Source organism: Burkholderia sp. HI4860 (assembly GCF_002223045.2).
Lineage (GTDB): Bacteria > Pseudomonadota > Gammaproteobacteria > Burkholderiales > Burkholderiaceae > Burkholderia.
The window spans coordinates 2,762,916-2,785,129 of record NZ_NKFO02000003.1 but is presented as its reverse complement, the minus strand read 5'-3'; the positions used below and the strand labels follow the sequence as shown (position 1 = coordinate 2,785,129).

The window sequence follows — 22,214 nt, the reverse complement described above, 5'->3', positions numbered from 1 at the left end:
CGGGTCCTGGAAACGAAACCGCGGACGGGCGGGACGAATGACTCCCGGATTTCGACCAGCTACAAACTTCCGGATTTGCTTGACAGAATCATCGATAGAGAAATTCTATTGCTTGACAAAACAGGCTTAAACCCATGAAACGAAAAGATTTTTCAACGTGCGTCGCCAAGCGAAATTCTGTCAAGTTGCTTGACAGATGGTTGACAAATTGACGAGCGAACGCGCTCGAACACCCAATTTCGCGGCCGCGCCGGCCGCACCTTGCCAGAGGAAATCAACATGGCACTTATGAAGCAGTCGGAATTTGCGGACCTGTGCGGCGTGTCACGACAGGCAGTGCTCAATTGGAAGCGCGAGGGCAAGCTCGTGATGCAAGGCGCGCGCGTCGATGTCGATGCGTCCCTGGCTCGGCTCGGCCGGGTTCGGCGCGGCGGCTCACCCGTTCAGCTCGACGCGGGCAAGGAGGCAGTCGTCAATATCGAGATCCGGCCCGGCGAATCGCTCGATCAGGCCGCTGAACGTCTCATCGGCGAGATCGACGTCGACGGAACGAGTTTCGACGAAGCCAGGCGTATCAAGGAGGTCTATCTCGCCCTACTGCACCGCCTCGACTTCGAGAAGAAGTCCGGCGCCCTGGTGGAGCTCGATACCGCGAGCACGGTCCTCTTCGAGGAGTTCCGGGCTCAACGCGATGCGTGGCTCAACTGGCCGGCCAAGGTTGGCCCGCTAATCGCGTCCGAGCTCGGCGTCGAAGCCGAGAAGATCACCGCGGTACTGGTCGCCCATGTCCACAAGCAGATTGCCCAGCTCGGCGAGCCGGAGGTGCAATTCAGCGACGCCGGGTGAAAATGGCCACAGAGCGGCACACGGCGCCTAAGCCACGATCCCGCTATCCGTGTGCGATTGGGGCTTTCTGTTAAGGCTAGCGAGCCTATCCGGCATCTAATAAAATGGCACCGGGATCAAACTAAGCCGCCGCAGCGCGGACTTTCGTATACGTATGCCGGGGACCAAATTATGACGCTTGATGACCTTGCATCGCCAACTTGGTGGATGACAGCAGTAATTGGCGCAGTCGCAATAAAAGTCGTCGCCGACTATGTGCGAACGGGAATTACGAAACTGACATTACGCGGTTACGCTGCATGGTCAAGCAGGACTGCACTGGCAAAGGCGGATCACGAAAGGCAGGTCGCAAAACTACGCACGAGTTCAGAGCTTCGCGAAATCTATTTCCAACGCGAATGCAGACTTCGACATCGAGCAAGTTTTTTCCTCATCGGCATGGCGTTTACTGCCGTGATAATGCTATCGGTCAGAATCTTGTACAAACTGGCTTCGCTTCCATCCGCACCCTATCCGTATGCTTACTTTCATATGGACCTGAAGTATGCAATTCCGGTAATTGCGATTGCCGGAGGCTGGATGTTTGCTCAGTCAGCATCAGCAATGACACGGGCAGGATACATCGCACTGATGCTCGAGGATGCCATCGCGCCGGCCGATACGACCGCGCAACAAAAATCTACACAGCAATAGTCCGCAGGTTCGTGATGCTCGCGCGAAAGACATTTCACTCCGACGGCTTTGTCCATTCCGTATTGGACATTTCGACCGATGGGTATTGTCCATGAACACTGTCTTTCTGCTGATGGCACAGTACGGAGCACGCGCAGTCATCCCGATCGAGGATGTGTGCCGCGATTACTTCGCGCCCCTGACGCTTCCGAATCTGATGCGCAAGATCACCGCAGGACACATCGCCATCCCGCTTGTACGCATGGAAGCGTCACAGAAGGCCGCTAAAGGCGTCCACATCATGGACCTAGCAATCTACATCGACAAGCAGCGCGCCGCAGCTGTCAAGGAGTACGAGTCATTTCATGGAAGGAAGTGGATAACCGAATAGCTACGGCGCCAAACGGTTCAACTCCTGCGTCACCCAGTCCTCGAGACGCTGCGCGCCAGGTCTAGGAGCTCCTTGGACTTGCAGCAATATTCGCGACGGAAGATCGTGAAACGTCGGCTGCCCGCGATTCGCAATGGCGGCTGCGCCTTGCAGAGTCGGGATTAAAGCACCTGCTTGGAATTTCAGGCCATCGGCTTGACCCAGATGAAGCTTGACTGCATCGGTGATTGCCTTTTGTGATCGCGCGATACCTACCAAGAGTTCAGCCAGCTGATCATTGGTGAGTGCCATCTTCGTCTCCCGTCGGTTTGGGTTCAGCAAGCATATCCTCAGCTGGATACAACTGCAGCATCGCCCGCGCCGCCTCTACGTTAGACGTCGTCACCCATTCTTCGTAGTCGTCCGGCCGTAGGATCACGACAGCCCTCTTCTCGTCATCCGGCTTGTGCATTCGCGAGAAGATAGGGTGCCCCTCGCCGTTCACCGTGATCATCGACATTGTGTGATGCTCGGCGCCGTCGGCGCCCTGGAGCGGCCGCCAGATGCCTGCGACGCACATCGTTCGCCAGTCGACCAGCCCGATCCGGTGCCACACGTTCTTACCGGTTTCGTAGCACGGCTCATAGATCCAGTCGGCTGGGATCAGGCAGCGGCGCCCCGCACGCCAAGCCGGACCGTATAGAGGCGACTTCCCGAGGTTGTCGTCGCGCACGTTCATCGTGCTGCGCATGATCGGCGGCTTACGGCCCTGCTCTTTCGCTTTCTCGATATTGGCCTTCTGCAGTGCCCGCGGCCAGAAGCCGAAGCCGGCAATCAGCGGCTTGGGTTGCCCGTCGACATTCGCGACGATCGGTGCGAGGTAGTCCTGGTAGATCTCCGGCTTCCAGGGGAAGTCTCGGTACAGATCGCTGAAGGGCTCGATCCTCAGCTCTCGGATCTCATAGTCCTCATGCGGCGCTCGGTAGTTTGTACACATCGGCCGTCCCCATTTTTATGATCTTGACTCGTGTAGCTTATCCCGAAATATACTGTGTTTTTATACAGTGGTGACATCGTGATCAGGCCGCAGTGGGCTTACATTTGGGAGTACGGGTTCCAGGGCGACAAGAATCGTCTGAGGACACCGATCGAGCTCACGAAGCGTGAATTTGAGTTTTGGATCGACCAGGACGAGAGATCGACGTACCTCGGCCCTTGCCGGCCTATCGAGGCAACCAGGATCGATCGCAACCGTGTCCCGCTCACGGATCCGCGGTTCAAGATGAAGGCGCTGACCCCGGAGTTCGATGCACCGAGCGACACTGAGCTTCGCACCCTGTGGCGCGAGTACACTGACCTTCAGGTGCGCTGGCTCATCCTCGAGATCCGCGCACTACGCAAGTCGCTCGAGCGCATCGAGGATTGGTACACGTACACGGACAAGAACGTCGCGAACAAGGGAGATCTAGCCGGCGCTCAGGGACAACTGCATCGATTGATGCATTTGCTGCGCGAGGAGATGCGGCGGGCGGGGATTCGGTGAACCACAGTCGCCATCTTTCCGGGCAAGTAACAACCCCGGGAATGAAAAGCCCCGCTCAGGGCGGGGCTTTGGTCTCAGCAGAGCCGCTTGGGCGGCCGCGCCTACTCATCCGATTTCGGCACCAAATATTTCGCAGATGGCATATAGAACTGGCCATTCGACGTGTAGTGGTAACAGAGATCCACTAGGTTGATATGGTCCCCTTGACCAGGCCACTGGAAATGGAGCACCCAGTCCGAAGTCGCAAACTTCGCCCACTGCGTATAGGTCGGAAGACCAACGTGGTAATGCCACAAGTCGTTCGCCTTTGCGTAGATAAACTCGGACGACCCAGGTGGCACACCTTTCCACGAGTAGGTGATCTTTCCAGGATACTTGGAGAAATCGGAAAGGCCGTGCTTCTCGAATGTATCGGTGAAATCGATAACCGCGTCTTGTTGATCCTGCTTAAATCTTGCGAACTCAATAGCAAACTGTGCGTTAAAACCCCAAATATACGCCATATATTGATCTTATTTTGCGTGGCTCAAAATAAACCTGCGCTTCTCTTCGCGCGTCAGACCCGCCGGAACTACCACGAATGGGCCACGCAGCGCCTCAATCGTCCTAGCAACGTTGATGACTACTGCTCGTTCCTCGACGGGGGGGGTTTCGTCGTCGCGCAGATGCTCGTCATTTTTATGCTTGTTCATGGAAGCCTCCATTTGCAAACCCTGCGACTCTGTTCCCGATGACAACGGCGTATTGCAAGATTCTGATAAGTGAAAATCTGGGCGATGCACCACTCTTCGCATGATGCGCCGCTCGACCGCGGCCCGCACTCAGGGAATACCGTTACTAACGCTTTGATGACATTGTAGACCGAAAGGTCGGATGGTCGCATCGGGTTTGTGCACTGCACACTGCCCCCATTTAGTTCCCTCCGTCAATCCACGTAGCTGACACCGCATCATCTTCCGGCGCTCGTGCAGGTACTCGGCGTGGTTGTACACGGCCCGACCGCCGTCACGCTCGCTGCGCGCGAACATGCGCTTGATCCATGCCCCCTCTTCTGGCGCGGTCCTTGGGCAGTGAGACGGAAGCGACCTCATTTCGACTCGTTTTGCCGGCGCCGCCGTTGCGTTGCAGGCTTCAGCAGAGCATCCAACTCCTTCCGTGCCTGGCGCGCGGACAGCGATACGATATGCGGCCGGACGGGCGGGATCCGATCAGCCGGCAGGCGCGGATCGATACCAGGTTCTTTGGAGCTCGGTTTCTTCGTTCGCCGCTCCAGTTCCTCCCGAAGCGTTTCCGGCCATATACGCCACTGGCGCCCAACCTGGAAAAAGCCCAGGGCTCGCCTATTCGCGAAAACGGTTGAGTAAGAGACGTTGAGCAAGTCCGCTGCTTCTTGCAAGCCAAGAGCAGGCGCCGTCGACGCTGCATGCGGTTCCGGCACTCCGACATCCGCCGGAGGTTGCGCGGGTGCAGTGGCGGCATGTCGTTCCGCTTCCGCCGACTTGCTCTGCAATGATCGCGCTTCGGCCGCCAGCCTCGCGCATTCAGCCTGCAGACGGTCGATCGCGTCCGCGGCCTTCCAGTCGAGTGACTGCTCGCGACTCGCACTACGCTCCACACGTGCGCGCAGCCGGCGCACCAAATTATCAAACTTGCTCGTATCACTCATCAGATAGGTCGATCAGTTGACGAGGCTAATGCCGATCGTCAACGTACTCGCAACCGCGAGCATTGCGCTGACCCAACCACATGCTTGTCCCGCGATATTGATTTTTCTTCCGGCGATAAGAGGATCAAACGCGTGATCAATACGCTTTGACAAGTCGTACACCTCGCTCATCCTCGATTTGACTTCATTGAGCCTTCTATCAAGGCTCACCCGGACGAGGTACATATTAAGAATAGCCAAGGCAACGCCGAGCCCATACCCGAGCAACGTCGCCGCGCCAATCCATTTCGGCTGTTGGAGCCGCCCTCCTGCCAACAAAGTCGCAGCACCTGCTAGGCCGGCAGCATTCAACACGACAAGGTGTTTGACCGTCTCAAGATCCCATGCAGAGGAAAGCTGCGCCAAGCGTTCCCACCATTGCTCAAGAGCTGATCGGGCCGCTTGCCGGCGTGCTAGTTCATTCGTCAGCCCGTCTCCCACAAGGTCATTTCGGACATCCATAACCTAAGCCTCCTTGTCTGCTCCCGATGCGCTAGAGAATATCGGATCGAAAGCGGCAGAAGATGCTTGCATTCGAGCCGACGCCACCTCTGCCGACAAAACCCTTCTGTGCCCCGAGACGGAACAGGCCTGCAACGTCGAGTAGGGGCAGCCACGGCCCTTTGACCGTCATCGAAGCCCGCTGTGCGACAGCAAGCGGGCTTTTTGCTTTGGATTCTGCGCCACGAAAAGCAAACGGCACTTGGGCCGTACGCGTCACATGCTTCAGTTACGAAGAGGCGACGCCTCCCTCGACCCACCGTTGATAGCCCTTGATTGAGATGAATATGCCGCCATCCGGCGAGCGGCGATATTCGCGGCCCTCGATCCATTTTCCGTCTTCGATCTTGCGCCGAATCGCCTTCTGGCTAAGCCCAGTTATCGTCGAAGCAAGTGGCACGGTGACATACGGCGCCGGCGCGGCCTGCACCATCTGCAAACCATTACTCTGCATTTCGACTTCAGTACAAGTCTTGATCTTTTCCAAAAGCTTCGCGCAGTCGGCGGCCAGTTCGCTGAGAGTGACAGACTGCATTGCAGCATCCTCCATGAAGAAACAGCGCAGCAGCAACTTCGGCACCGAGCTTGGCCGACGCAAGTAGCCGTGCCTACCTACATCACGTCGAAGGCGGCGCTCACCCAGCCCCCGCTCGAACCGATATTCGCACTCGATTCGATTTTACGTCGACATGGCACCCTCTATCGCAGTCACCCGGGGGTTGTTTTGGGGGTCTTTCTGGAATCGCCAGCCATCGACCCCAAACCAGCTATACAGGCATGAATTCTGTCGGGGGACCAGCCATCTTCATGGCCTCATCCACTTTCCCACGACCCAACACCGCAACGACGTCGACGAAAAGCGCCTGACGTTGAAGCCGATCGGGAAGCACAAGCAATCAACGCACACGCCAAATCGAATCGTCGCGCTCGGCAAACCGAGGGTTCCGTTCGACTCGCGATCAAAGATCGTTGACTCTCCCCATCAGCCCGAGTACACTTCGCGCCGCGGGGTGGAGCAGTCTGGCAGCTCGTCGGGCTCATAACCCGAAGGTCGTAGGTTCAAATCCTACCCCCGCAACCAATATCGAAGCCCGCTCTGCGAAAGCAAGCGGGCTTTTTGCTTTCCGCATGCACTGCTGCGTGAGCACCGACGGGCTGCGATGCAGACGAATCGCAAAACATTCAGCCCCAGGCATCCCCTGCGACACACGATCGCATCCCGCCCGATCGCCGCGGCCCTGCGCCACACATTGCGTAGAATTCCGAACCTTCTTCAGCATCCGGACTCCCGCAATGATTCGAGCGATCGCGGCACTCGCCGCGCTTTCAGCGATGACCGGCACGGCAAACGCCGCCGACACCCTCACCGCGCCCGCGAAGCCTCGCTATGTCAGCCCCGGCATCGCCAACATCACGAACGCCGCAGCCCCGCCCGCGGAAAACACGTCCCCCAACGCACGCTGCCGCGAACTGGCCGCCGGGATCGACGCCGTTACGCACGCCCCCGACCGCGGCCAGAAGGTCGTGCGCGGAATGGCCCCGGACGGCAAGCCACGCAACGAGCTGCGCGCTTACGACAAGCGCGCCGATCTCGAAACCGAGCATCACCGGCTCGGCTGCCGATAACGAACACACACCGCCCGGTCGAAAAGTCACGCCGGGCGTCGGCATTCACACACTCACGCGTTCGCACCACCGTCGATCGTCAACCCGGTCCCATTGATCGACCGCCCTTCCGGGCCGACCACGAACGCCACGAGCGCCGCCACGTCGTCGGCCTTGCCGTACTGCGGGATCGCCATCCGCGAACGCTGCGCAGCGGCATGCTCGCCGTCGGCCGGGTTCATGTCGGTATCCGTCGACCCCGGATGCACGATGTTGACGGTGATGCCGCGCGAACCGAGATCGCGCGCGAGCCCCTGCGTCCAGCCGATCAGCGCGGCCTTGCTCGCCGCATAGAGGCTCATCCCCGCATCGGGCACGCGCGTGGCTAGGCAGCTGCCGGTCGACACGATGCGCCCGCCCTCCCCGAGATGCCGCGCCGCCGCCTGCGACGCGACGATCACCGCGCGCACGTTCACGTTCAGCGTCGCGTCGATATCGTCGAGCGTGAGGTCGTCCAGCGCGCCGGCCCGGAAAATCCCCGCGTTGTTGACGAGAATGTCGAGACCGCCGAACGCCTCCGCCGCACGATCGACCGCATCGCGCACGGCCACCGGATCGGCGCTGTCGGCCTGGATCGCAACGGCGCGGCGGCCCAGCGCCTCGATGCCGGCGACGACCGCCTGCGCCCGCTCCGCCGATTTCTCGTAGGTGATTGCGACGTCCGCGCCCTCGGCCGCCAGCCGCTTCGCGATCGCCGCCCCGATGCCGCGGCTGCCGCCCGTGACGAGTGCACGCTTGCCCTGAAGTCGGTTCATGTCGGTTCCTTTCCTCATTTATGTAACGACCGACACAGAATGTGACAAGTTGCGCGACACAGTCAATTGATTTAATTTATCGATCGATACAGAAATCGATCAAGGAACGGACGCAATGGCTGAACGAGGCCGACCGAGAAGCTTCGACAAGGAAGCGGCGCTGGATCGCGCGATGGAGGTGTTCTGGCGCCTCGGCTACGAAGGCGCGTCGATGGCCGACCTGACGGCCGCGATGGGCATCGCGTCGCCGAGCCTGTATGCGGCGTTCGGCAGCAAGGAAGCGTTGTTCCGGCAAGCGCTCGATCACTACGGCGCAACGGAGGGACGGGAAATCTGGGCGGGCGTCGAACAGGCCGGCAGCGCGCACGACGCCGTACGGAACTACCTGATGGATACCGCACGCGTGTTCACGCGGCGCTCGAAGCCGGCCGGCTGCCTGATCGTGCTGTCGGCACTGCATCCGGCCGAGCGCTCCGATACGGTTCGGCAAACGCTGATCGCGATGCGCGAGCGCACGGTGGAGAACCTGCGCGAGCGCCTCAGGCAAGGGGTCGCGACCGGCGAGATCGGCGCGCAAGCGAATCTCGACGCAATCGCGCGGTACTACGTCACGGTCCAGCAGGGGATGTCGATCCAGGCACGCGACGGTGCGAGCCGTCGCGATCTGGAGGCCGTCGCGCAAGCCGCGCTGGCCGCGTGGCCGGCGCTCGTCGGCAAGGATGGCGCGAGCCGCGCGTAGCGGCCGGACGCCGCCACGCGCGGCCGCGCCGCAACGTTACTGCTTCGCCGCGTGCTGCACGTCCTTCGACGCATGCCACACGCGATAGCGCACCTCGAAACCGTCCGGCACATAGACGACGAGCGGCAGGCGGCTGTTGTAGCGCAGCAGCTGGCCGTCGCCGCGCACCTGCACGAACCGCTGCTGCGGCGCCTGGCCGGGGCATGCCATCAGCGTCGATGCCGGCCCCTTCACGTCGGTGAGCTGGTAGTACGTATAGCCCCAGCCCTTTACGTCCTCGGCGGTCAGCTCACCGCCAAACCACTGCTGGTTGCAGTCGGTCTGCAGCGTCTTGCCGATCATCAGTTCGACGCGCGCATCGCCTTCGTTCTCGAGCGCGGGCAGCGCGATCACGACGCGCTGCTGGCCGGCCGCTGCCTGCGGAAACATCTTGATCGACTCGGCCGTCACGGCGGGCGCCGAAGCGGGTCCCGCCACGCAGGCGGCGGCTGTCGTCACGCAGAAGGCGGCCAGTGCGGCCCGGATCGCGAATTTCATCGATGTGCTCCTGAAAAACAAATGAGCCTCGGATGCTAACACTTCCGTCGCACGACCTTACGGCGCTGTAATTTGACGACACAATTGCAAACAGCTGGCAATCCCCTTGCGCGGTACTGATAGGGGAACCAAGGAGAACATCATGCTGAAGCTCATTGCTGCCGCCGGCGTCGCGACCTTGCTGGCCGGCTGCGTCGTCGCCCCGGACGCCGGCTACGGCTACGGGCAGCCCTACTATTCCGATCCCGGCTACGCGTACGCGCCGTCGCCCGTGTACGGCACGGTCAATATCTGGGGCGGTGGCGGCGGACGCGACTGGGATCGCGGCCGGCGCGACTACCACCGCTGGGACGGCGACCGTGGCAACCGCGGCAACGGCTGGGGGCGCGGCGGCGGACACCGCGGGGGCGACTGGAACGATGGCGGCGGAGGCGGCGGCCATCGCCACTGACGCGTATTTGCAACCGTTTGTATCCACGTAGTGGCCGCCGACGGCCGACGCGTCCTGCAAACAAACGGATGACCGCACATAAGACAAAGGCCCTCGCACGAAGCGAGGGCCTTTTGTCGTTCGGTGCGCTGAAGCGAACGGCGCCACCGCCGCCCGCTCACGCTTCGCGGGTCAGCCTGCTCACCAGCCTGCCGGCTGCGCGTAGCCACCCGATACGGGCGCGCCGCACACATACGCGCGCTGGTAGCGGTCGTAGCAATAGTTCGGGCCGTCGTCCTGGTACTGCGCCTGCTGGTAGGTCGGATACGCAGGCTGCTGGTACGCGGGCGCCTGGTAGTACGTCGGCGGCTGATAGGCCGGCGCCTGGTACGCAGGCGCCTGATACGCGACGGGCGGATTCATCGCGGACGTCACGATCGCGCCGAGCACCGCGCCGCCGATCAACGCGCCGATGACGGCGCCACCGTCGCGGCCATGCGCGGACGCCGGGCCTGCCACGGCAAGCGAACCGGCGAGGACACACACTGCGGCAATTTTTTTCATGATGGACTCCCACGCGAAGTGGTACTGGATGTGAGGCATTGTGGCGGCTTGCGGCCGTAATAGATGCAGCAAGTGGTAACGCGCGATTACCGGTATCACGCCCATCGAAATGCGCCGTCGCCGTGCTACGATTTTCGGCATACAGGAGACGCCGTCATGCAGCCGGAAACCGCCCGCCGTTTCGATACCGAATTCGCCCCGCGCATCGCACAGGCAATCGCCGCCTTCTTCGCCGAACACGTGCTGACCGACGTCGTCCCGTATGGCGGCCACGGGCACCCGACGCGCGTGCAGATCCGCAGCGCACCGCACGAGCACGTCAGCGGTTTCGAGCATCCGCTGAACCTCGAACTGACCTGGGACACCGACGAAATCGAGCGGCTGATGGAGCCGGACGGCCCGCAACGCTTCGAGCACTACCTCGCCGCGCTGCCGAAAAAGCTGGGTGCATGGCAGAGCGCGCGCGACATCGATCTGCTGTCGCGCACGCAGGCCGACCCGCTCGTGCGACTCGGCGGCCTCGACTTCGAAGGCTGAGCGCCGGCGTCGCGCGATGCGGCCCGGTGATACACTCGACCGGCCCCGCTCCGGTGCAGTTGCGCCGGCCGGGCCGCTCATCGCCGCCTCCACCCTTTCGCATGGTTGCGCACGCAACCGGCAACCGGGCGCGCGGACAACCACGCCTCTGCTCCCGCCATGAACGCCGATACCGGCCTGCCGCTTCCGCAACGCTACTGGGCGATCGTCTGCGTCGCACTGGGCATCACGCTCGCCGTGCTCGACGGCGCCATCGCGAACGTCGCGCTGCCGACGATCGCGCGCGACCTGCACGCATCCGACGCCGCGTCGATCTGGATCGTCAACGCGTACCAGCTCGCGGTCACGATCACGCTGCTGCCACTCGCGTCGCTCGGCGAGCGCATCGGCTATCGCCGCATCTACATCGCGGGGCTCGCGCTGTTCACCGCGGCGTCGCTCGGCTGCGCGCTCGCCGGCTCGCTGCCGATGCTGGCCGTGATGCGCGTGATCCAGGGCTTCGGCGCGGCCGGCATCATGAGCGTCAACGCGGCGCTCGTACGGATGATCTACCCGTCGTCGATGCTCGGGCGCGGGCTGTCGATCAATGCGATGGTGGTGGCGCTGTCGTCGGCGATCGGGCCGACGGTCGCGTCCGCAATCCTGTCGTTCGCGTCGTGGCCGTGGCTGTTCGCGGTCAACGTGCCGATCGGCATCGCCGCGGTACTCGGCAGCGTGCGTGCGCTGCCGGCCAACCCGCTGCACGACGCACCGTACGATTTCGCGAGCGCGCTGATGAACGCGTGCGTGTTCGGGCTGCTGATCACGGCCGTGGACGGGCTCGGCCACGGCGAAGGCCATGCGTACGTCGCGGCCGAGCTGGCCGTCGCGTTCATCGTCGGCTACTTCTTCGTGAAGCGCCAGCTGTCGCAGCCGGCGCCGCTGCTGCCGGTCGACCTGATGCGCATCCCGATGTTCGCGCTGTCGGTCTACACGTCGACGGCGTCGTTCACGTCGCAGATGCTCGCGTTCGTCGCGCTGCCGTTCTGGCTGCAGAACTCGCTCGGCTTCTCGCAGGTCGAGACGGGCCTGTACATGACGCCGTGGCCGCTCGTGATCGTGTTCGCCGCGCCGCTCGCGGGCGTGCTGTCGGATCGCTATTCGGCCGGCATCCTCGGCGGGATCGGGCTCGCGCTGTTCGCGGCCGGGCTGCTGTCGCTCGCGACGATCGGCGCGCACCCGGGCACCGTCGACATCGTGTGGCGGATGGCGCTGTGCGGTGCGGGCTTCGGGTTGTTCCAGTCGCCGAACAACCGCGCGATGCTGTCGTCGGCGCCGCGCGAACGCAGCGGCGGCGCGGGCGGCATGCTGAGCACCGCGCGGCTGACCGGGCAGACGCTCGGTGCCGCGCTCGTCGCGTTGATTTTCGGGCTCGTGCCCGGTCGCGGGCCGACGATCGCGCTCTATGTCGCCGCGGCATTCGCGGCGGTGGCCGCGGTCGTCAGCATGCTGCGCATCACGTCGCCGCAGCCGGACACGGCGACCTGACGCCCCCGCGCACCGCGTGCGTGGCCGAGCATCATGCCGCGTCGAGCGCGTCCAGCACGAAGCGCACGCGCGTCTTCACACTCTCGCGCGGCAGTTCGACCAGCCGGTAGCCATACGACGTGTAGCACTCGACCATCGCGTCGTAGGTGCGCACGGCTTCCGCGAAATCCTGCCGGCGTTCGGTGTCCTGCGTATAGATGTCCGGCCACGGCGGCGCGATGAACACGCGCCGGTGGTAGCGGAAACGGCGGGCCGCGGCTTGCGCATGCGCGGGCACCGCGAGCCCTGTCAGCCGGAGATAGCCGACCACGTCCGGCACACCGCGATCGAAGAACACGGGCCCGCGCGCGTGGCGCGCGAGATCGTACGAGCGCATCTCCCAGCTCAGCATCAGCTCGGCGAACGCCGCCGGATCACGCCACGGCAACGCGTGGCCGTCGATCGCCATCTGGTCGCGGATCACGCCGCGACCGGCTTCCTGCGAGCGCGCGAAACCGGCGCATTCGAGCGCGTCGAGCAATGTGCTCTTGCCCGAGCCCGGGCCACCGGTGACGATAAAGAAGCGGCGGGCGGCTTCTTCGCTCGCCTCGTCGGCGGCGCCGGGCGCCTGCACGACTTCACGCATGCGCAACCCGCCGGCCCGCGCGCCGCGTAACCGACGCGGCCGCCGCGACACTGCGCAAATCGGCCACGAACGTATCGCGCCAGACCGACAGGTCGTTCGCGCGCAACCGCGCGAGGTTTTCCTCGTGGCGCGCCTGCCGCTCCGCGAGCGGCATCGACAGCGCGCGCTCGAGCGCCTCGGCCATCTGCGACAGGTCGTACGGATTGACGAGGAGCGCGCCGGTCAGCTCGGCTGCCGCGCCCGCGAACTCCGACAGCACGAGCACGCCCGGATCGGCCGGATCCTGCGACGCGACGTACTCCTTCGCGACGAGATTCATCCCGTCACGCAGCGGCGTCACGTAGCCCACCTGCGACATCCGGAAGAACGCCATCAGCAGGTTGCGCTCGTACTTGCGGTTCAGGTACTGGATCGGCGTCCAGTCGAGCTGCGAGAAGCGGCCGTTGATGCGGCCGGCCTCGCCCTCGAGCGTCTCGCGGATGTCCTGATAGGTCTTCACGTCGGAAGGCGTCGGCGGGGCGATCTGCAGGAGCGACACGCGCCCCTGCCAGCCCGGCGCGTTCGCGAGCATCCGCTCGAACGACTGGAAGCGCTCGACGAGCCCCTTCGAATAATCGAGGCGGTCGACGCTCATCACCAGCTTGCGGCCGTCGAGCGCCTCGCGCAGCATCTTCACCGGCTTGCGCGTGCCGTACTGGACGGCCGCCTGCGCGATCGCATCGGGATGCACGCCGATCGGATAGGCGGCGACCTTCACGACGCGGCCATGCGCGTGCAGCATCCCGTCGTCGCTTGCCGCGCCGATCCCGCGCCGCTCGATGTAGTCGGTAAACGCCTGCTTGTCGGCCTCGGTCTGGAAGCCCGCGACGTCGTACGCGCACATGAACTTCACGAGCTCCTCGTGCGGCGGCACGAGACGCAGCATGTCGGGCGACGGGAACGGAATGTGCAGGAAGAAGCCGATCGGGTTCTTCACGTCGAGCTCGCGCAGATAATGCGCGAACGGCAACAGGTGATAGTCGTGCACCCAGATCAGGTCGTCGGGACGCAGCAACGCGGCGAGCTGCTTCGCGAGCATCGCGTTCACGCGCAGATAGCCCGCGTACTCCTGGCGGTCGAAGCGCGCGAGATCGCCGCGGTAATGGAACACCGGCCACAGCGTCGCGTTCGAGAAACCGCGGTAGTACTGGTCGTAGTCGCGGCGGGTCAGCCCGACCGTCGCATAAGTGACGTTGCCGTCCCGCTGGATTGCGGGCGCGGTGTCGGATGCGTCGACGATCTCGCCGCTCCAGCCGAACCAGACGCCGCCGGTTTCCTTCAGCGCGTCCATCACACCGACCGCCAGGCCACCCGCGCTCGGGCGCGTGTCCTCGCCGGCGGCGACACGGTTCGATACCACGATCAATCTGCTCATGCGACTTCCCCTCCTCGATTCGATTGGCTGGCGCGCGATGCACGCCAAAGCGGGCGCGGCGGCCCGAAGGCGGCCGCGCGGCGACTCAGTTCCGAGAATTGCAATGAAATACGGCGGTGGAATGCGGCTACGACGGAATCAAGCGTCCTGCTCCTGACCGAGGTCGCGCTGATAGTCGAGCCCTTCCGGGCGGGCACCGCCCTGGTTGTGATCGCCGTCCGACGGCGTGTCGTCGGGCGCGCCCGGCGGCGGCGCCGATGGCGCGTCGGTCCGCGGACGCGGGCGGTCCTCCAGACGGCCGGCCGCCGCGTCGGGCGGCCGAGGTGACAGCCGTTTCGAACGGCGCATAGCTGGGTGTCTCATATGCGGTGCGGCCCGAGGCCGTCGTAGAAACATTCCATCGCACAACAGTCTAGGTCGCCTGATCGCATCCGAAGGTAACAATTACCTTCAATTTGTAACGATTCGACCCCTCCGCAAGCATCTATCCGACAATAACGCCGCTCGCGCGCACGCGGCCTTCCGCACGGCGATTTGTCAAAGCTTTGCAGTTTTCCTATGACAATTGCGAAACAATGACGCGGCATCAGGGCGTGCACGCGTCGCCGCTCACCCAGACAGGACTTGCACTCAGGGATGAACATTCGTTTCGAATCGCCGCGCCGGGCCACGCCGGCGCGCGTCGTGCTGGCCGTGATCGCCACGGCCGCACTGCTGTCCGGCTGCAACTCGCTGTACAGCGAAGGCGCGACTGCCGGCGCCGGTATCGCGGGCGCCGCGATCGCCTCCAAGGTCACCAACAACGCCGCCGTTGCGACGGGCATCGGCCTCGGCGCCGTCGCCGGGGCGCGGGCGGGCGTCCAGTACTCGCAGCGGGTCGCACACCGTTACACCCAGGAACAGATCGCGAAGGCGGCGGGCCCGCTCGACGTGGGCGGCGTCGCGCCGTGGTCGACGCACCACTCGTTCCCGATCGAGGACGACGAGCAGGGTCGCGTGACGGTCAGCCGGATGATCAGCATCGGTCCGCTCGACTGCAAGGAAATCGTGTTCGCGGTCGATACGCCCGCGAAACCCGACAAAGCCGCGCAATCGGCCTTCTACGTCGCCACGATCTGCCGCGACGGCCCCGTGTGGAAATGGGCATCGGCCGAGCCGGCGACCGAACGCTGGGGCGCACTGCAATGAGCGTCGCGCTCCGTATCACGGCCATCGGCGCGCTGTGCGCGGCAACGGCCACGCTGTCGGGCTGCGGGTCGGTCGGCGCGGCGAGCGGCGCCCTCGCCGGCGCGGCGACGGGCCTCGTCACCGCGAACCCGGCGGTCGGCGTCGGCGTCGGGATTGCCGTGCAGGCCGCGACCGACGAAGCCGTCAACCGCACGATGAAGCAGCTCCATCAGAACCAGCAGGACGCGATCGCGAAGACGGCCGGCAGCCTGGCCGTCGGCGAAGTGAAGTCGTGGAAGGTGAAGAACACGCTGCCGCTCGAAAACGGCGAAGGCGAAGTGCGCGTCACACGCGCGTACGCGTCGGCGCTCGCGATCTGCAAGGAATTCGCGTTCTCGGTGAAGGATGGCAACAAGGCCGACTGGTATTTCGCGAATGCGTGCCAGCAAGGCACGCACTGGAAGTGGGCGTCGGCGGAACCGGCGGTCGATCGGTGGGGGAATTTGCAGTAATCGCGCGATACGCCGCGCATGACGCGCGGCGCACACGCATGCCGGGCCGCACGGCCCGGCACGTCGATCAGGACTCGACGTCCTCGAGACTGAAAATCTCGGTCTGGTCGTTGTACGAGAAGATCTCGCCGTAACGGCCCCAGTCGATCACCGCGTCCAGCGTCTCCTCGGCGGCGCCGTCCGACAGGAAATCCTCCAGCTCCTGCTCGAAGCGCACGCGCGGCGCACGATGGCCCGGGCGCTCGTTCAGCACCTTCTTGATCCGCGCCGCGAGCGGCACGTGCTTCAGCAGGTGATCCGCGAACATCAGCTTGCGCTCCTGGGTGCCGAATTCCGCGAACACGCGCCCCGGCGGCGTCAGGAACACGTCGCCTTCGCGCACGTCCGCGAAGCCGAGATACTGCAGCACTTCGGCGATCGGGAACAGGTCGTCGACTTCCAGATGCAGCGTGCGCGCGATTTCCGGCATGTCCGCGCGGCCGTGGTACGGCGCCATCGCGAGCGTTTCGATCAGGCCGGCCATCAGGTTGGTCGACACCTGGGGCAGCCAGCTGCCGAGCTCGAGCCCCTTCTTCGTCGCCTCGCCGGTCTGGCGGGCCGTCATCTTCGCGTAGATGTCGTCGACGAGCTTGCGGAACGCCGGGTCGAGCCGGTTGCGCGGATGCTTGAACGGCACCTTGATCTCGGCGATCACACGGCCCGGGTTCGACGACAGCACGAGGATCCGGTCGCACATGAACACGGCTTCCTCGATATTGTGCGTGACGATCAGCACCGACTTGATCGGCATGCGGCCTTGCGTCCACAGATCGAGCAGGTCGGTACGCAGCGTCTCGGCCGTCAGCACGTCGAGCGCGGAGAACGGCTCGTCCATCAGCAGGATCGTCGGATCGACGACGAGCGCGCGCGCAAAGCCCACGCGCTGGCGCATGCCGCCCGACAGCTCGCGCGGGTATGCGTTCTCGAAGCCGTCGAGACCGATCAGGTCGATCGCGGCAAGCGCACGCTCGCGCCGCTCGCGGGCGCCGACGCCGAGCGCCTCGAGGCCGGCTTCCACGTTCTGCAGCACGGTGAGCCACGGGAACAGCGCGAAGGTCTGGAACACCATCGCGACGCCTTCGGCCGGGCCGGTCAGCGGCTTGCCGAGATAGGTCACTTCCCCGCCGGTCGGCTCGATCAGCCCGGCAATGATGCGCAGCAGCGTCGACTTGCCCGAGCCGGAACGGCCGAGCAGCCCGACGATCTCGCCTTCGCGCAGCGACAGGTTCGCATCGTCGAGCACGAGCAGTTCGCCCTGCGTCTTGTTGAAGCCGCGACAGACGTGATCGACACGCAGGATTTCCTCACCGAGGCGCGGCGGCTGGTTCGTCTGGACGGGGGCGTTTACAGCATTCGGATTGTGCATCGCGTTTCGCTCTCAATCGGTCTCAGTCGAGCCGCAGCTTCGCTTCGGCGAAGGCATACAGCGGGCGCCACAGCAGGCGGTTGAACAGGGTAACGAACAGGGACATCACGGCGATGCCCAGGATGATCTTCGGAAAATCGCCGGCGGCGGTGGTCTGCGCGATATAGGCACCGAGGCCGTGCGCCTCGATCTTGGTATTGCCCCACTGGACGGCTTCCGACACGATGCTCGCGTTCCACGCGCCGCCGGATGCGGTGATCGCGCCGGTCACGTAGTACGGGAAGATGCCGGGCAGGATCGCCTGCCGCCACCACTGCCAGCCACGGATGCGGAAGTTCGTCGCCGCTTCGCGATAGTCGTTCGGGTAGGACGTTGCGCCGGCGATCACGTTGAACAGGATATACCACTGGGTGCCGAGCACGATCAGCGGTGACAGCCAGATATCGGCGTTCAGGTGGAAGCGCGCGATCACGATCACGAACACCGGGAACAGCAGGTTCGCCGGAAACGCGGCGAGGAACTGCGCGAGCGGCTGCAGCTTCTCGGCCAGCTTCGGGCGCAGCCCGATCCACACGCCGATCGGCACCCAGATCACTGACGCGATGGAGATCAGCACGACCACGCGCAGCAGCGTGATGAGCGCCAGCACCAGCACGTGGCCGACCTCGGCCATCGTCACGCCGGTCGACACGAAGCTGATGACGCGCCACACGATATAGGCCGTGCCGAGCAGCACGAGGGTCGCCCACGCGATGTCGACCGTGCGTGACGCCTTCTTCTCGACTTTCGGCAGCGAAAAGCGCATCGCCCCCGACAGCGGCAGCCGCAGCGGAATCCGCGCGGCCTTCGCGAAGAACCAGCCGGCCGGCACGAGCAGTTGATGAATCAGGCGCGTGCGGCGCACGAGGTCGAGCAGCCACGATTGCGGCGCATCGCCCGACGCGGTGTTTTCCATCCGGAACTTGTCGGCCCACGCGATCAGCGGGCGGAACAGCAGTTGGTCGTACGCGACGATCACGACCGTCATCGTGAGGATCACCCAGCCGATCGCACCGAGGTTCTTGTCCGAGATCGCCTGCGCGAGATACGCGCCGACGCCCGGCAACGTGATCGTCTGGTTGCCGACGGTGATGGCCTCCGACGCGACGACGAAGAACCAGCCGCCCGACATCGACATCATCATGTTCCAGATCAGGCCCGGCATCGAGAACGGCACTTCGAGCTTCCAGAAGCGTTGCCACGACGTCAGGTGGAACCCCCGCGACACTTCGTCCAGGTCGCGCGGCACCGTACGCAGCGACTGGTAGAAGCTGAACGTCATGTTCCACGCCTGGCTCGTAAAGATCGCGAAGATCGCCGCGAGCTCGGCGCCGAGCACGCGGCTCGGGAACAGCGCGAGGAAGAACGTGACGGTAAACGAGATGAAGCCGAGCACCGGCACCGACTGCAGGATGTCGAGGATCGGGATCAGCACCATGCCGGCACGCCGGCTTTTCGCGGCGAGCGTACCGTAGATCAGCGTGAACGCAAGCGACGCGACCATCGCGGCAAGCATCCGCAGCGTGGTGCGCAACGCATATTCGGGCAGGTTCGACGGGTCGAGCGAGATCTTCTGCGTCTGCAGCGTACCGATCGGCGCCATCGTTTCGTGGAAACCGACGACCGCCATCGCGATCAGGCAGATGATCAGCGGAAACGCGATGAAATCCCACCGGTTCGGCAGGACGCGCCACGCGGACGCGTTGGCGGTCCGGTTCGGATTGAAGAATCCGACGTCCATCAGGCGCCCTCCCCGGTAAGGCCGAACGAAGCCGGCAGTCGATGTTGATTCATGGCAAAGCGCACGGGTGCGGTAATTCGATTGACTGACGATCGCGCGCGAGCGCGGTGCGTGCGTGCGCTGCCGCGCCCCGGACGAGCCAGCCCGCGACGGCACGACACTACACCAACCTGTATTTCAGGTACAACCGTCCGGGAACGGCGCAGGCGGTGCACGGATCGTGCCTGGCGCGCGGGCGGATGGCGGGTGCGCGGGTCGAGCAGCCCGGCCGCAGTCTTTCGGCCGGCATGCAGGCCCGAATTATGCCGTGATCCGGGCCGCCCGTGAACCCGCCGGCCGCACGTGCGCGCAAACCATGTCGGGCGTCATCAGCCGGATACGACTAAGCGGGTATGATCAGGGCTGGCCCTCGGGGTCTGTTGCGGCTGGTCCGACGGCAACGCATGCGCGTGCCCGATGTCAACAGGCCCAGGGGATCGATCGACGAGCGGGAGGAAAGGGAATGGCAGGAAACTTGGTGATCGTCTGCCGCGATCAGGATGCCGACGCGTTCTACGAACTGATGCAGGAGTACGGGTCGTTCCAGACGCGGCTGTCGTCGACGGCGTGGTACCTGAACATGAACGTCGTGCCTGAATCGCTGCAGGAGGAAATCCTGGAGCGCCTCGGCCGGTACACGACGGTCTACATCTTCGAGGCCACCACCGTGACCTACAACACCATCGACAGCAACGCGGCCGAGACGCTCGGCACGCTGTTCGGCGAATGATGGCACGCGGCGCCAGCCCGGACGGGCCGGCGCCGCAGCCGCTCATGCGGCCTGTGCGTGGGGTTCGTCCTTCGGCACGACCTCGAACGGGAACGTCATCGCGACACGCAGGCCGCCTTCGGGACGGTTGCCGATGTCGCACGTCCCGCCCAGCCTGAGTACGAGCCGCTCGACGATCGCGAGCCCGAGCCCGCTGTGGCCGTTGCCGCCGCGCGCCGGGTCGAGCCGCACGAACGGCCGCGTGGCCGCCGCGAGGTCGCGCGGCGCGATCCCGCCGCCGCTGTCGCTGACGGACAACACATAGCCGGCCGGCGTGCGCGCCGTCTCGACGAGCACGGGCGGCGCACCATACGCATGCGCGTTGTCCAGCAGGTTCGACAGGATCCGGTCGAGCGTCGCCGTCGGCAGCCGGAAGCCCGGATCGGCGTCGAGCCGGGTCTGGACCGTCGGCGCGTTCGGCGCGACCGCGCGATAGCTGCGCGCGATCCGCTCGCACGCCTGATCGACCGGCACCGGCTCGCTGCGATCGGACCCGCCGTGCGCGAACACCAGGAATTGATCGACGATGTGCGACATCGAATCGACGTCGCGCACGACGCCGTCACGCAAGCGGGCGTCGTCCATCATTTCCGCCCGCAGCCGCATCCGCGCAAGCGGCGTGCGCAGGTCGTGCGCCACGCCCGCGAGCATCACCGCGCGGTCGCTCTCGGCCTGCGACACCTGTTCCACCATCTGGTTGAAGCCATGCGTGAGCTGGCGCAGCTCGCGCGGGCCGCGCTCACGCAGCGGCGGCACCGGCTGGCCGCGGCCGAAGCGCGCGACCGCGCGTGCCAGCGAACGCAGCGGCTGCTGCAGTTGCCAGGCCGCGAACAGCGCGGCGATCACGCCGGCCGAGAAGATCGTGCCGAGCCACAACAGCATCCGGTCGAGCGAGCGCGGCGGCCGCAGCGGCTGAACCGGCACCACGATCCAGTTGCGGTCGCTCGGCTCCTTCACCCACAGCACGGGCGGACGGCCGGGCGTGCCGATCTCGACCTGCGTGCCGGGCGGCATGCGGTCACTCACGTCGTCGCGGAACCGCTTCAGCGGCGGCGGCAGCCCCGCATCACCACCCTTCGGCACGTCGGCGCTGTCCGGCGACACGAGCCGCACGCGCGACGGCAGCGGCTGGTCGGGCGTGCGTGCGACGTGCTGGCGCACCGCGTCGACCAGGAACGCGGCCTCTTCGACCGCGTAACGCGTCTGCATCTGGCTGCGCTCCAGTCGCATCGCGAAGAACCACGCGAAGTGCGACAGGAGCAGGACACCGACGACGAGCAGCGCCAGCCGCCCGAACAGTGAATCAATGGGTTTGCGCATGGGCCTCGCCGTCGGGCACAAACACGTAGCCGCGCCCGCGCACCGTCTGGATGAAGCGCGGCGTCGACGGATCCGTTTCGAGGATGCGGCGCAGGCGCCACACCTGGACGTCGATGCCGCGGTCGGTGCCGTCGTACTCGGGCCCGTGCAGCAGCTCGAGCAGCCGCTCGCGCGTGAGCGTGCGCAGCGCGTGGTTCACGAAGATCTTCAGCAGCGCGAATTCACTGCTCGACAGCGTGGCCGGCTTGCCGTCGACCGACAGCGTGCGCGCCTGGAAGTCGAGCACGAAGCGGCCGAACGCGAACGGCTCGCGCTGTTCGGGTGCCGCGGCCGACGGCGTCGCGCGGCGGCGGCGCAGCACGGCCTGCACGCGCGCGAGCAGCTCGCGCGGGTTGAACGGCTTGCCGAGGTAGTCGTCCGCGCCGAGCTCGAGCCCGACGATGCGGTCGACGTCGTCCGCACGCGCGGTCAGCATGATCACGGGGATGTCGTCGCCGGCCGCACGCAGCTGGCGCAGCGCGGTCAGGCCGTCGACGCCCGGCATCATCAGGTCCAGCACGATCAGGTCGGGCCGCTCGCGCTCGAGGCGCTTCTCGAGCGTCGCCGCGTCGTGCAGCACGGACACTTCCATCCCCTGGCGCACGAGGTAGTCGCGCAGCAGGTCTCGGAGTTCTTGGTCGTCGTCGACGATGAGGATCTGGGTAGTCATGGCTCGAAGTTTACCGCGCGAGGGCGGAGTCGAAGAACGAAACAAAGGGACGAAAGGGTTACTGCGGGTTACCGCGCAAGGGA

The 22,214-nt window shown here is 64.7% G+C and carries 28 protein-coding genes and 1 tRNA gene; 13 read left to right on the top strand and 16 right to left on the bottom strand.

The genetic code is table 11. The features are described 5' to 3' along the window. The first annotated feature begins 279 nt into the window (after window positions 1-279). From CFB34_RS28260 to CFB34_RS28250, 3 genes are all read left to right on the top strand, one after another. On the top strand, window positions 280-846 hold the full coding sequence (locus tag CFB34_RS28260) for a hypothetical protein (RefSeq protein ID WP_089440755.1): 567 nt from the start codon (window positions 280-282) through the stop codon (window positions 844-846). 171 nt (window positions 847-1,017) lie between these two features. Next, complete coding sequence (locus CFB34_RS28255; protein ID WP_143329465.1) at window positions 1,018-1,539, top strand: hypothetical protein; 522 nt, start codon at window positions 1,018-1,020, stop codon at window positions 1,537-1,539. Window positions 1,540-1,630: 91 nt separating this feature from the next. After that, window positions 1,631-1,909 (top strand): pyocin activator PrtN family protein, encoded by a 279-nt coding sequence (locus tag CFB34_RS28250; protein WP_089440756.1) that lies wholly within the window; start codon window positions 1,631-1,633, stop codon window positions 1,907-1,909. Here CFB34_RS28250 and CFB34_RS28245 read toward each other — a convergent pair whose 3' ends face one another. Together CFB34_RS28245 and CFB34_RS28240 are read right to left on the bottom strand one after the other, a co-directional pair. Continuing rightward, window positions 1,910-2,200: a hypothetical protein gene (locus CFB34_RS28245; RefSeq protein WP_242808708.1), complete on the bottom strand. Its 291-nt coding sequence runs from the start codon at window positions 2,198-2,200 to the stop codon at window positions 1,910-1,912. It abuts the gene before it with no gap. Then, window positions 2,184-2,885: an SOS response-associated peptidase family protein gene (locus CFB34_RS28240; protein ID WP_089440758.1), complete on the bottom strand. Its 702-nt coding sequence runs from the start codon at window positions 2,883-2,885 to the stop codon at window positions 2,184-2,186. Before CFB34_RS28240 ends, CFB34_RS28245 begins: the two co-directional genes overlap by 17 nt. 54 nt (window positions 2,886-2,939) lie before the next feature. On the opposite strand from CFB34_RS28240, the gene CFB34_RS28235 reads away from it, so the two are divergent. After that, window positions 2,940-3,431 (top strand): hypothetical protein, encoded by a 492-nt coding sequence (locus CFB34_RS28235; RefSeq protein ID WP_089440759.1) that lies wholly within the window; start codon window positions 2,940-2,942, stop codon window positions 3,429-3,431. A 512-nt stretch (window positions 3,432-3,943) separates the two neighbouring features. Here the strand turns inward: CFB34_RS28235 and CFB34_RS28230 are convergent. The 4 genes from CFB34_RS28230 to CFB34_RS28215 form a co-directional block, all read right to left on the bottom strand. After that, entirely contained in the window at window positions 3,944-4,123 is a 180-nt protein-coding gene (locus CFB34_RS28230) for a hypothetical protein (protein ID WP_143329466.1), read from the bottom strand. Window positions 4,124-4,518: 395 nt separating this feature from the next. Further along, entirely contained in the window at window positions 4,519-5,097 is a 579-nt protein-coding gene (locus CFB34_RS28225) for a helix-turn-helix domain-containing protein (protein ID WP_143329467.1), read from the bottom strand. 12 nt (window positions 5,098-5,109) lie between these two features. Further along, window positions 5,110-5,598, bottom strand: a complete 489-nt coding sequence (locus tag CFB34_RS28220; protein WP_089440762.1) for a hypothetical protein — start codon at window positions 5,596-5,598, stop codon at window positions 5,110-5,112. 268 nt (window positions 5,599-5,866) lie between these two features. Next, window positions 5,867-6,070 (bottom strand): hypothetical protein, encoded by a 204-nt coding sequence (locus CFB34_RS28215; RefSeq protein ID WP_059668540.1) that lies wholly within the window; start codon window positions 6,068-6,070, stop codon window positions 5,867-5,869. Window positions 6,071-6,641: 571 nt separating this feature from the next. Between CFB34_RS28215 and CFB34_RS28210 the strand changes: the two genes are divergently transcribed. Continuing rightward, window positions 6,642-6,718 (top strand) — tRNA-Met (locus tag CFB34_RS28210). 212 nt (window positions 6,719-6,930) lie between these two features. Continuing rightward, window positions 6,931-7,263 (top strand): hypothetical protein, encoded by a 333-nt coding sequence (locus CFB34_RS28205; RefSeq protein WP_089440763.1) that lies wholly within the window; start codon window positions 6,931-6,933, stop codon window positions 7,261-7,263. Window positions 7,264-7,316: 53 nt separating this feature from the next. Here CFB34_RS28205 and CFB34_RS28200 read toward each other — a convergent pair whose 3' ends face one another. Continuing rightward, window positions 7,317-8,057, bottom strand: coding sequence for an SDR family NAD(P)-dependent oxidoreductase (locus CFB34_RS28200; RefSeq protein WP_089440764.1), 741 nt, complete (start codon window positions 8,055-8,057; stop codon window positions 7,317-7,319). A gap of 115 nt (window positions 8,058-8,172) precedes the next feature. On the opposite strand from CFB34_RS28200, the gene CFB34_RS28195 reads away from it, so the two are divergent. Next, window positions 8,173-8,796 carry a TetR/AcrR family transcriptional regulator gene (locus CFB34_RS28195; protein ID WP_089440765.1) on the top strand — a complete coding sequence of 208 codons (624 nt, stop codon included), beginning with the start codon at window positions 8,173-8,175 and terminating at the stop codon, window positions 8,794-8,796. Between the two features lie 36 nt (window positions 8,797-8,832). Here CFB34_RS28195 and eco read toward each other — a convergent pair whose 3' ends face one another. Continuing rightward, window positions 8,833-9,333: a serine protease inhibitor ecotin gene (eco, locus tag CFB34_RS28190; protein WP_089426062.1), complete on the bottom strand. Its 501-nt coding sequence runs from the start codon at window positions 9,331-9,333 to the stop codon at window positions 8,833-8,835. 142 nt (window positions 9,334-9,475) lie between these two features. Between eco and CFB34_RS28185 the strand changes: the two genes are divergently transcribed. After that, the gene (locus tag CFB34_RS28185; RefSeq protein ID WP_046544669.1) at window positions 9,476-9,784 is read left to right on the top strand and encodes a hypothetical protein; all 309 of its coding nucleotides are present in this window, start codon (window positions 9,476-9,478) and stop codon (window positions 9,782-9,784) included. Between the two features lie 180 nt (window positions 9,785-9,964). On the opposite strand, the gene CFB34_RS28180 is transcribed toward CFB34_RS28185, so the two are convergent. After that, window positions 9,965-10,327, bottom strand: a complete 363-nt coding sequence (locus CFB34_RS28180) for a hypothetical protein (protein ID WP_089440766.1) — start codon at window positions 10,325-10,327, stop codon at window positions 9,965-9,967. Window positions 10,328-10,483: 156 nt separating this feature from the next. On the opposite strand from CFB34_RS28180, the gene CFB34_RS28175 reads away from it, so the two are divergent. Together CFB34_RS28175 and CFB34_RS28170 are read left to right on the top strand one after the other, a co-directional pair. Beyond that, window positions 10,484-10,864: a DUF5594 family protein gene (locus CFB34_RS28175; RefSeq protein WP_085041199.1), complete on the top strand. Its 381-nt coding sequence runs from the start codon at window positions 10,484-10,486 to the stop codon at window positions 10,862-10,864. A 159-nt stretch (window positions 10,865-11,023) separates the two neighbouring features. Beyond that, window positions 11,024-12,391, top strand: coding sequence for an MFS transporter (locus tag CFB34_RS28170; protein WP_089440767.1), 1,368 nt, complete (start codon window positions 11,024-11,026; stop codon window positions 12,389-12,391). A 31-nt stretch (window positions 12,392-12,422) separates the two neighbouring features. Here the strand turns inward: CFB34_RS28170 and CFB34_RS28165 are convergent, their stop codons facing one another. The 3 genes from CFB34_RS28165 to CFB34_RS28155 form a co-directional block, all read right to left on the bottom strand. Beyond that, complete coding sequence (locus CFB34_RS28165; protein WP_089440768.1) at window positions 12,423-13,016, bottom strand: AAA family ATPase; 594 nt, start codon at window positions 13,014-13,016, stop codon at window positions 12,423-12,425. After that, on the bottom strand, window positions 13,009-14,430 hold the full coding sequence (gene otsA / locus CFB34_RS28160; protein WP_089440769.1) for an alpha,alpha-trehalose-phosphate synthase (UDP-forming): 1,422 nt from the start codon (window positions 14,428-14,430) through the stop codon (window positions 13,009-13,011). The genes CFB34_RS28165 and otsA overlap by 8 nt, the downstream gene beginning before the upstream one ends. A 138-nt stretch (window positions 14,431-14,568) precedes the next feature. Further along, window positions 14,569-14,778 (bottom strand): hypothetical protein, encoded by a 210-nt coding sequence (locus CFB34_RS28155; protein WP_089440770.1) that lies wholly within the window; start codon window positions 14,776-14,778, stop codon window positions 14,569-14,571. A 288-nt stretch (window positions 14,779-15,066) separates the two neighbouring features. Between CFB34_RS28155 and CFB34_RS28150 the strand changes: the two genes are divergently transcribed. Together CFB34_RS28150 and CFB34_RS28145 are read left to right on the top strand one after the other, a co-directional pair. Then, on the top strand, window positions 15,067-15,618 hold the full coding sequence (locus CFB34_RS28150; RefSeq protein ID WP_089426068.1) for a hypothetical protein: 552 nt from the start codon (window positions 15,067-15,069) through the stop codon (window positions 15,616-15,618). Further along, entirely contained in the window at window positions 15,615-16,109 is a 495-nt protein-coding gene (locus tag CFB34_RS28145) for a hypothetical protein (RefSeq protein WP_089440771.1), read from the top strand. Before CFB34_RS28150 ends, CFB34_RS28145 begins: the two co-directional genes overlap by 4 nt. A 67-nt stretch (window positions 16,110-16,176) precedes the next feature. On the opposite strand, the gene CFB34_RS28140 is transcribed toward CFB34_RS28145, so the two are convergent. Further along, window positions 16,177-17,514 (bottom strand): nitrate/sulfonate/bicarbonate ABC transporter ATP-binding protein, encoded by a 1,338-nt coding sequence (locus CFB34_RS28140; protein WP_039368511.1) that lies wholly within the window; start codon window positions 17,512-17,514, stop codon window positions 16,177-16,179. A 22-nt stretch (window positions 17,515-17,536) separates the two neighbouring features. Further along, the gene (locus CFB34_RS28135) at window positions 17,537-19,294 is read right to left on the bottom strand and encodes an ABC transporter permease subunit (protein WP_089440772.1); all 1,758 of its coding nucleotides are present in this window, start codon (window positions 19,292-19,294) and stop codon (window positions 17,537-17,539) included. 502 nt (window positions 19,295-19,796) lie between these two features. On the opposite strand from CFB34_RS28135, the gene CFB34_RS28130 reads away from it, so the two are divergent. Continuing rightward, window positions 19,797-20,063: a hypothetical protein gene (locus tag CFB34_RS28130; protein ID WP_011545926.1), complete on the top strand. Its 267-nt coding sequence runs from the start codon at window positions 19,797-19,799 to the stop codon at window positions 20,061-20,063. Window positions 20,064-20,105: 42 nt separating this feature from the next. Here CFB34_RS28130 and CFB34_RS28125 read toward each other — a convergent pair whose 3' ends face one another. Next, on the bottom strand, window positions 20,106-21,422 hold the full coding sequence (locus tag CFB34_RS28125) for an ATP-binding protein (RefSeq protein ID WP_089440773.1): 1,317 nt from the start codon (window positions 21,420-21,422) through the stop codon (window positions 20,106-20,108). Next, window positions 21,406-22,131 (bottom strand): response regulator, encoded by a 726-nt coding sequence (locus tag CFB34_RS28120; protein WP_009693256.1) that lies wholly within the window; start codon window positions 22,129-22,131, stop codon window positions 21,406-21,408. Before CFB34_RS28120 ends, CFB34_RS28125 begins: the two co-directional genes overlap by 17 nt. Window positions 22,132-22,214 lie beyond the last annotated feature (83 nt).

Excerpts from the sequence above, each read along its gene's own strand:
- CFB34_RS28250 (WP_089440756.1), top strand. The coding sequence starts at position 1,631 with ATGAACACTGTCTTTCTGCTGATGGCACAGTACGGAGCACGCGCAGTC.
- eco (WP_089426062.1), bottom strand. The coding sequence starts at position 9,333 with ATGAAATTCGCGATCCGGGCCGCACTGGCCGCCTTCTGCGTGACGACA.
- CFB34_RS28195 (WP_089440765.1), top strand. The coding sequence starts at position 8,173 with ATGGCTGAACGAGGCCGACCGAGAAGCTTCGACAAGGAAGCGGCGCTG.
- CFB34_RS28155 (WP_089440770.1), bottom strand. The coding sequence starts at position 14,778 with ATGCGCCGTTCGAAACGGCTGTCACCTCGGCCGCCCGACGCGGCGGCC.
- CFB34_RS28150 (WP_089426068.1), top strand. The coding sequence starts at position 15,067 with ATGAACATTCGTTTCGAATCGCCGCGCCGGGCCACGCCGGCGCGCGTC.
- CFB34_RS28125 (WP_089440773.1), bottom strand. The coding sequence starts at position 21,422 with ATGCGCAAACCCATTGATTCACTGTTCGGGCGGCTGGCGCTGCTCGTC.
- CFB34_RS28140 (WP_039368511.1), bottom strand. The coding sequence starts at position 17,514 with ATGCACAATCCGAATGCTGTAAACGCCCCCGTCCAGACGAACCAGCCG.
- CFB34_RS28225 (WP_143329467.1), bottom strand. The coding sequence starts at position 5,097 with ATGAGTGATACGAGCAAGTTTGATAATTTGGTGCGCCGGCTGCGCGCA.
- CFB34_RS28205 (WP_089440763.1), top strand. The coding sequence starts at position 6,931 with ATGATTCGAGCGATCGCGGCACTCGCCGCGCTTTCAGCGATGACCGGC.
- CFB34_RS28165 (WP_089440768.1), bottom strand. The coding sequence starts at position 13,016 with ATGCGTGAAGTCGTGCAGGCGCCCGGCGCCGCCGACGAGGCGAGCGAA.
- CFB34_RS28230 (WP_143329466.1), bottom strand. The coding sequence starts at position 4,123 with ATGAACAAGCATAAAAATGACGAGCATCTGCGCGACGACGAAACCCCC.
- CFB34_RS28120 (WP_009693256.1), bottom strand. The coding sequence starts at position 22,131 with ATGACTACCCAGATCCTCATCGTCGACGACGACCAAGAACTCCGAGAC.
- CFB34_RS28180 (WP_089440766.1), bottom strand. The coding sequence starts at position 10,327 with ATGAAAAAAATTGCCGCAGTGTGTGTCCTCGCCGGTTCGCTTGCCGTG.
- CFB34_RS28175 (WP_085041199.1), top strand. The coding sequence starts at position 10,484 with ATGCAGCCGGAAACCGCCCGCCGTTTCGATACCGAATTCGCCCCGCGC.
- CFB34_RS28260 (WP_089440755.1), top strand. The coding sequence starts at position 280 with ATGGCACTTATGAAGCAGTCGGAATTTGCGGACCTGTGCGGCGTGTCA.
- CFB34_RS28220 (WP_089440762.1), bottom strand. The coding sequence starts at position 5,598 with ATGGATGTCCGAAATGACCTTGTGGGAGACGGGCTGACGAATGAACTA.
- CFB34_RS28255 (WP_143329465.1), top strand. The coding sequence starts at position 1,018 with ATGACGCTTGATGACCTTGCATCGCCAACTTGGTGGATGACAGCAGTA.
- CFB34_RS28145 (WP_089440771.1), top strand. The coding sequence starts at position 15,615 with ATGAGCGTCGCGCTCCGTATCACGGCCATCGGCGCGCTGTGCGCGGCA.
- CFB34_RS28245 (WP_242808708.1), bottom strand. The coding sequence starts at position 2,200 with ATGGCACTCACCAATGATCAGCTGGCTGAACTCTTGGTAGGTATCGCG.
- CFB34_RS28215 (WP_059668540.1), bottom strand. The coding sequence starts at position 6,070 with ATGGTGCAGGCCGCGCCGGCGCCGTATGTCACCGTGCCACTTGCTTCG.
- CFB34_RS28240 (WP_089440758.1), bottom strand. The coding sequence starts at position 2,885 with ATGTGTACAAACTACCGAGCGCCGCATGAGGACTATGAGATCCGAGAG.
- otsA (WP_089440769.1), bottom strand. The coding sequence starts at position 14,430 with ATGAGCAGATTGATCGTGGTATCGAACCGTGTCGCCGCCGGCGAGGAC.
- CFB34_RS28135 (WP_089440772.1), bottom strand. The coding sequence starts at position 19,294 with ATGGACGTCGGATTCTTCAATCCGAACCGGACCGCCAACGCGTCCGCG.
- CFB34_RS28130 (WP_011545926.1), top strand. The coding sequence starts at position 19,797 with ATGGCAGGAAACTTGGTGATCGTCTGCCGCGATCAGGATGCCGACGCG.
- CFB34_RS28185 (WP_046544669.1), top strand. The coding sequence starts at position 9,476 with ATGCTGAAGCTCATTGCTGCCGCCGGCGTCGCGACCTTGCTGGCCGGC.
- CFB34_RS28200 (WP_089440764.1), bottom strand. The coding sequence starts at position 8,057 with ATGAACCGACTTCAGGGCAAGCGTGCACTCGTCACGGGCGGCAGCCGC.
- CFB34_RS28170 (WP_089440767.1), top strand. The coding sequence starts at position 11,024 with ATGAACGCCGATACCGGCCTGCCGCTTCCGCAACGCTACTGGGCGATC.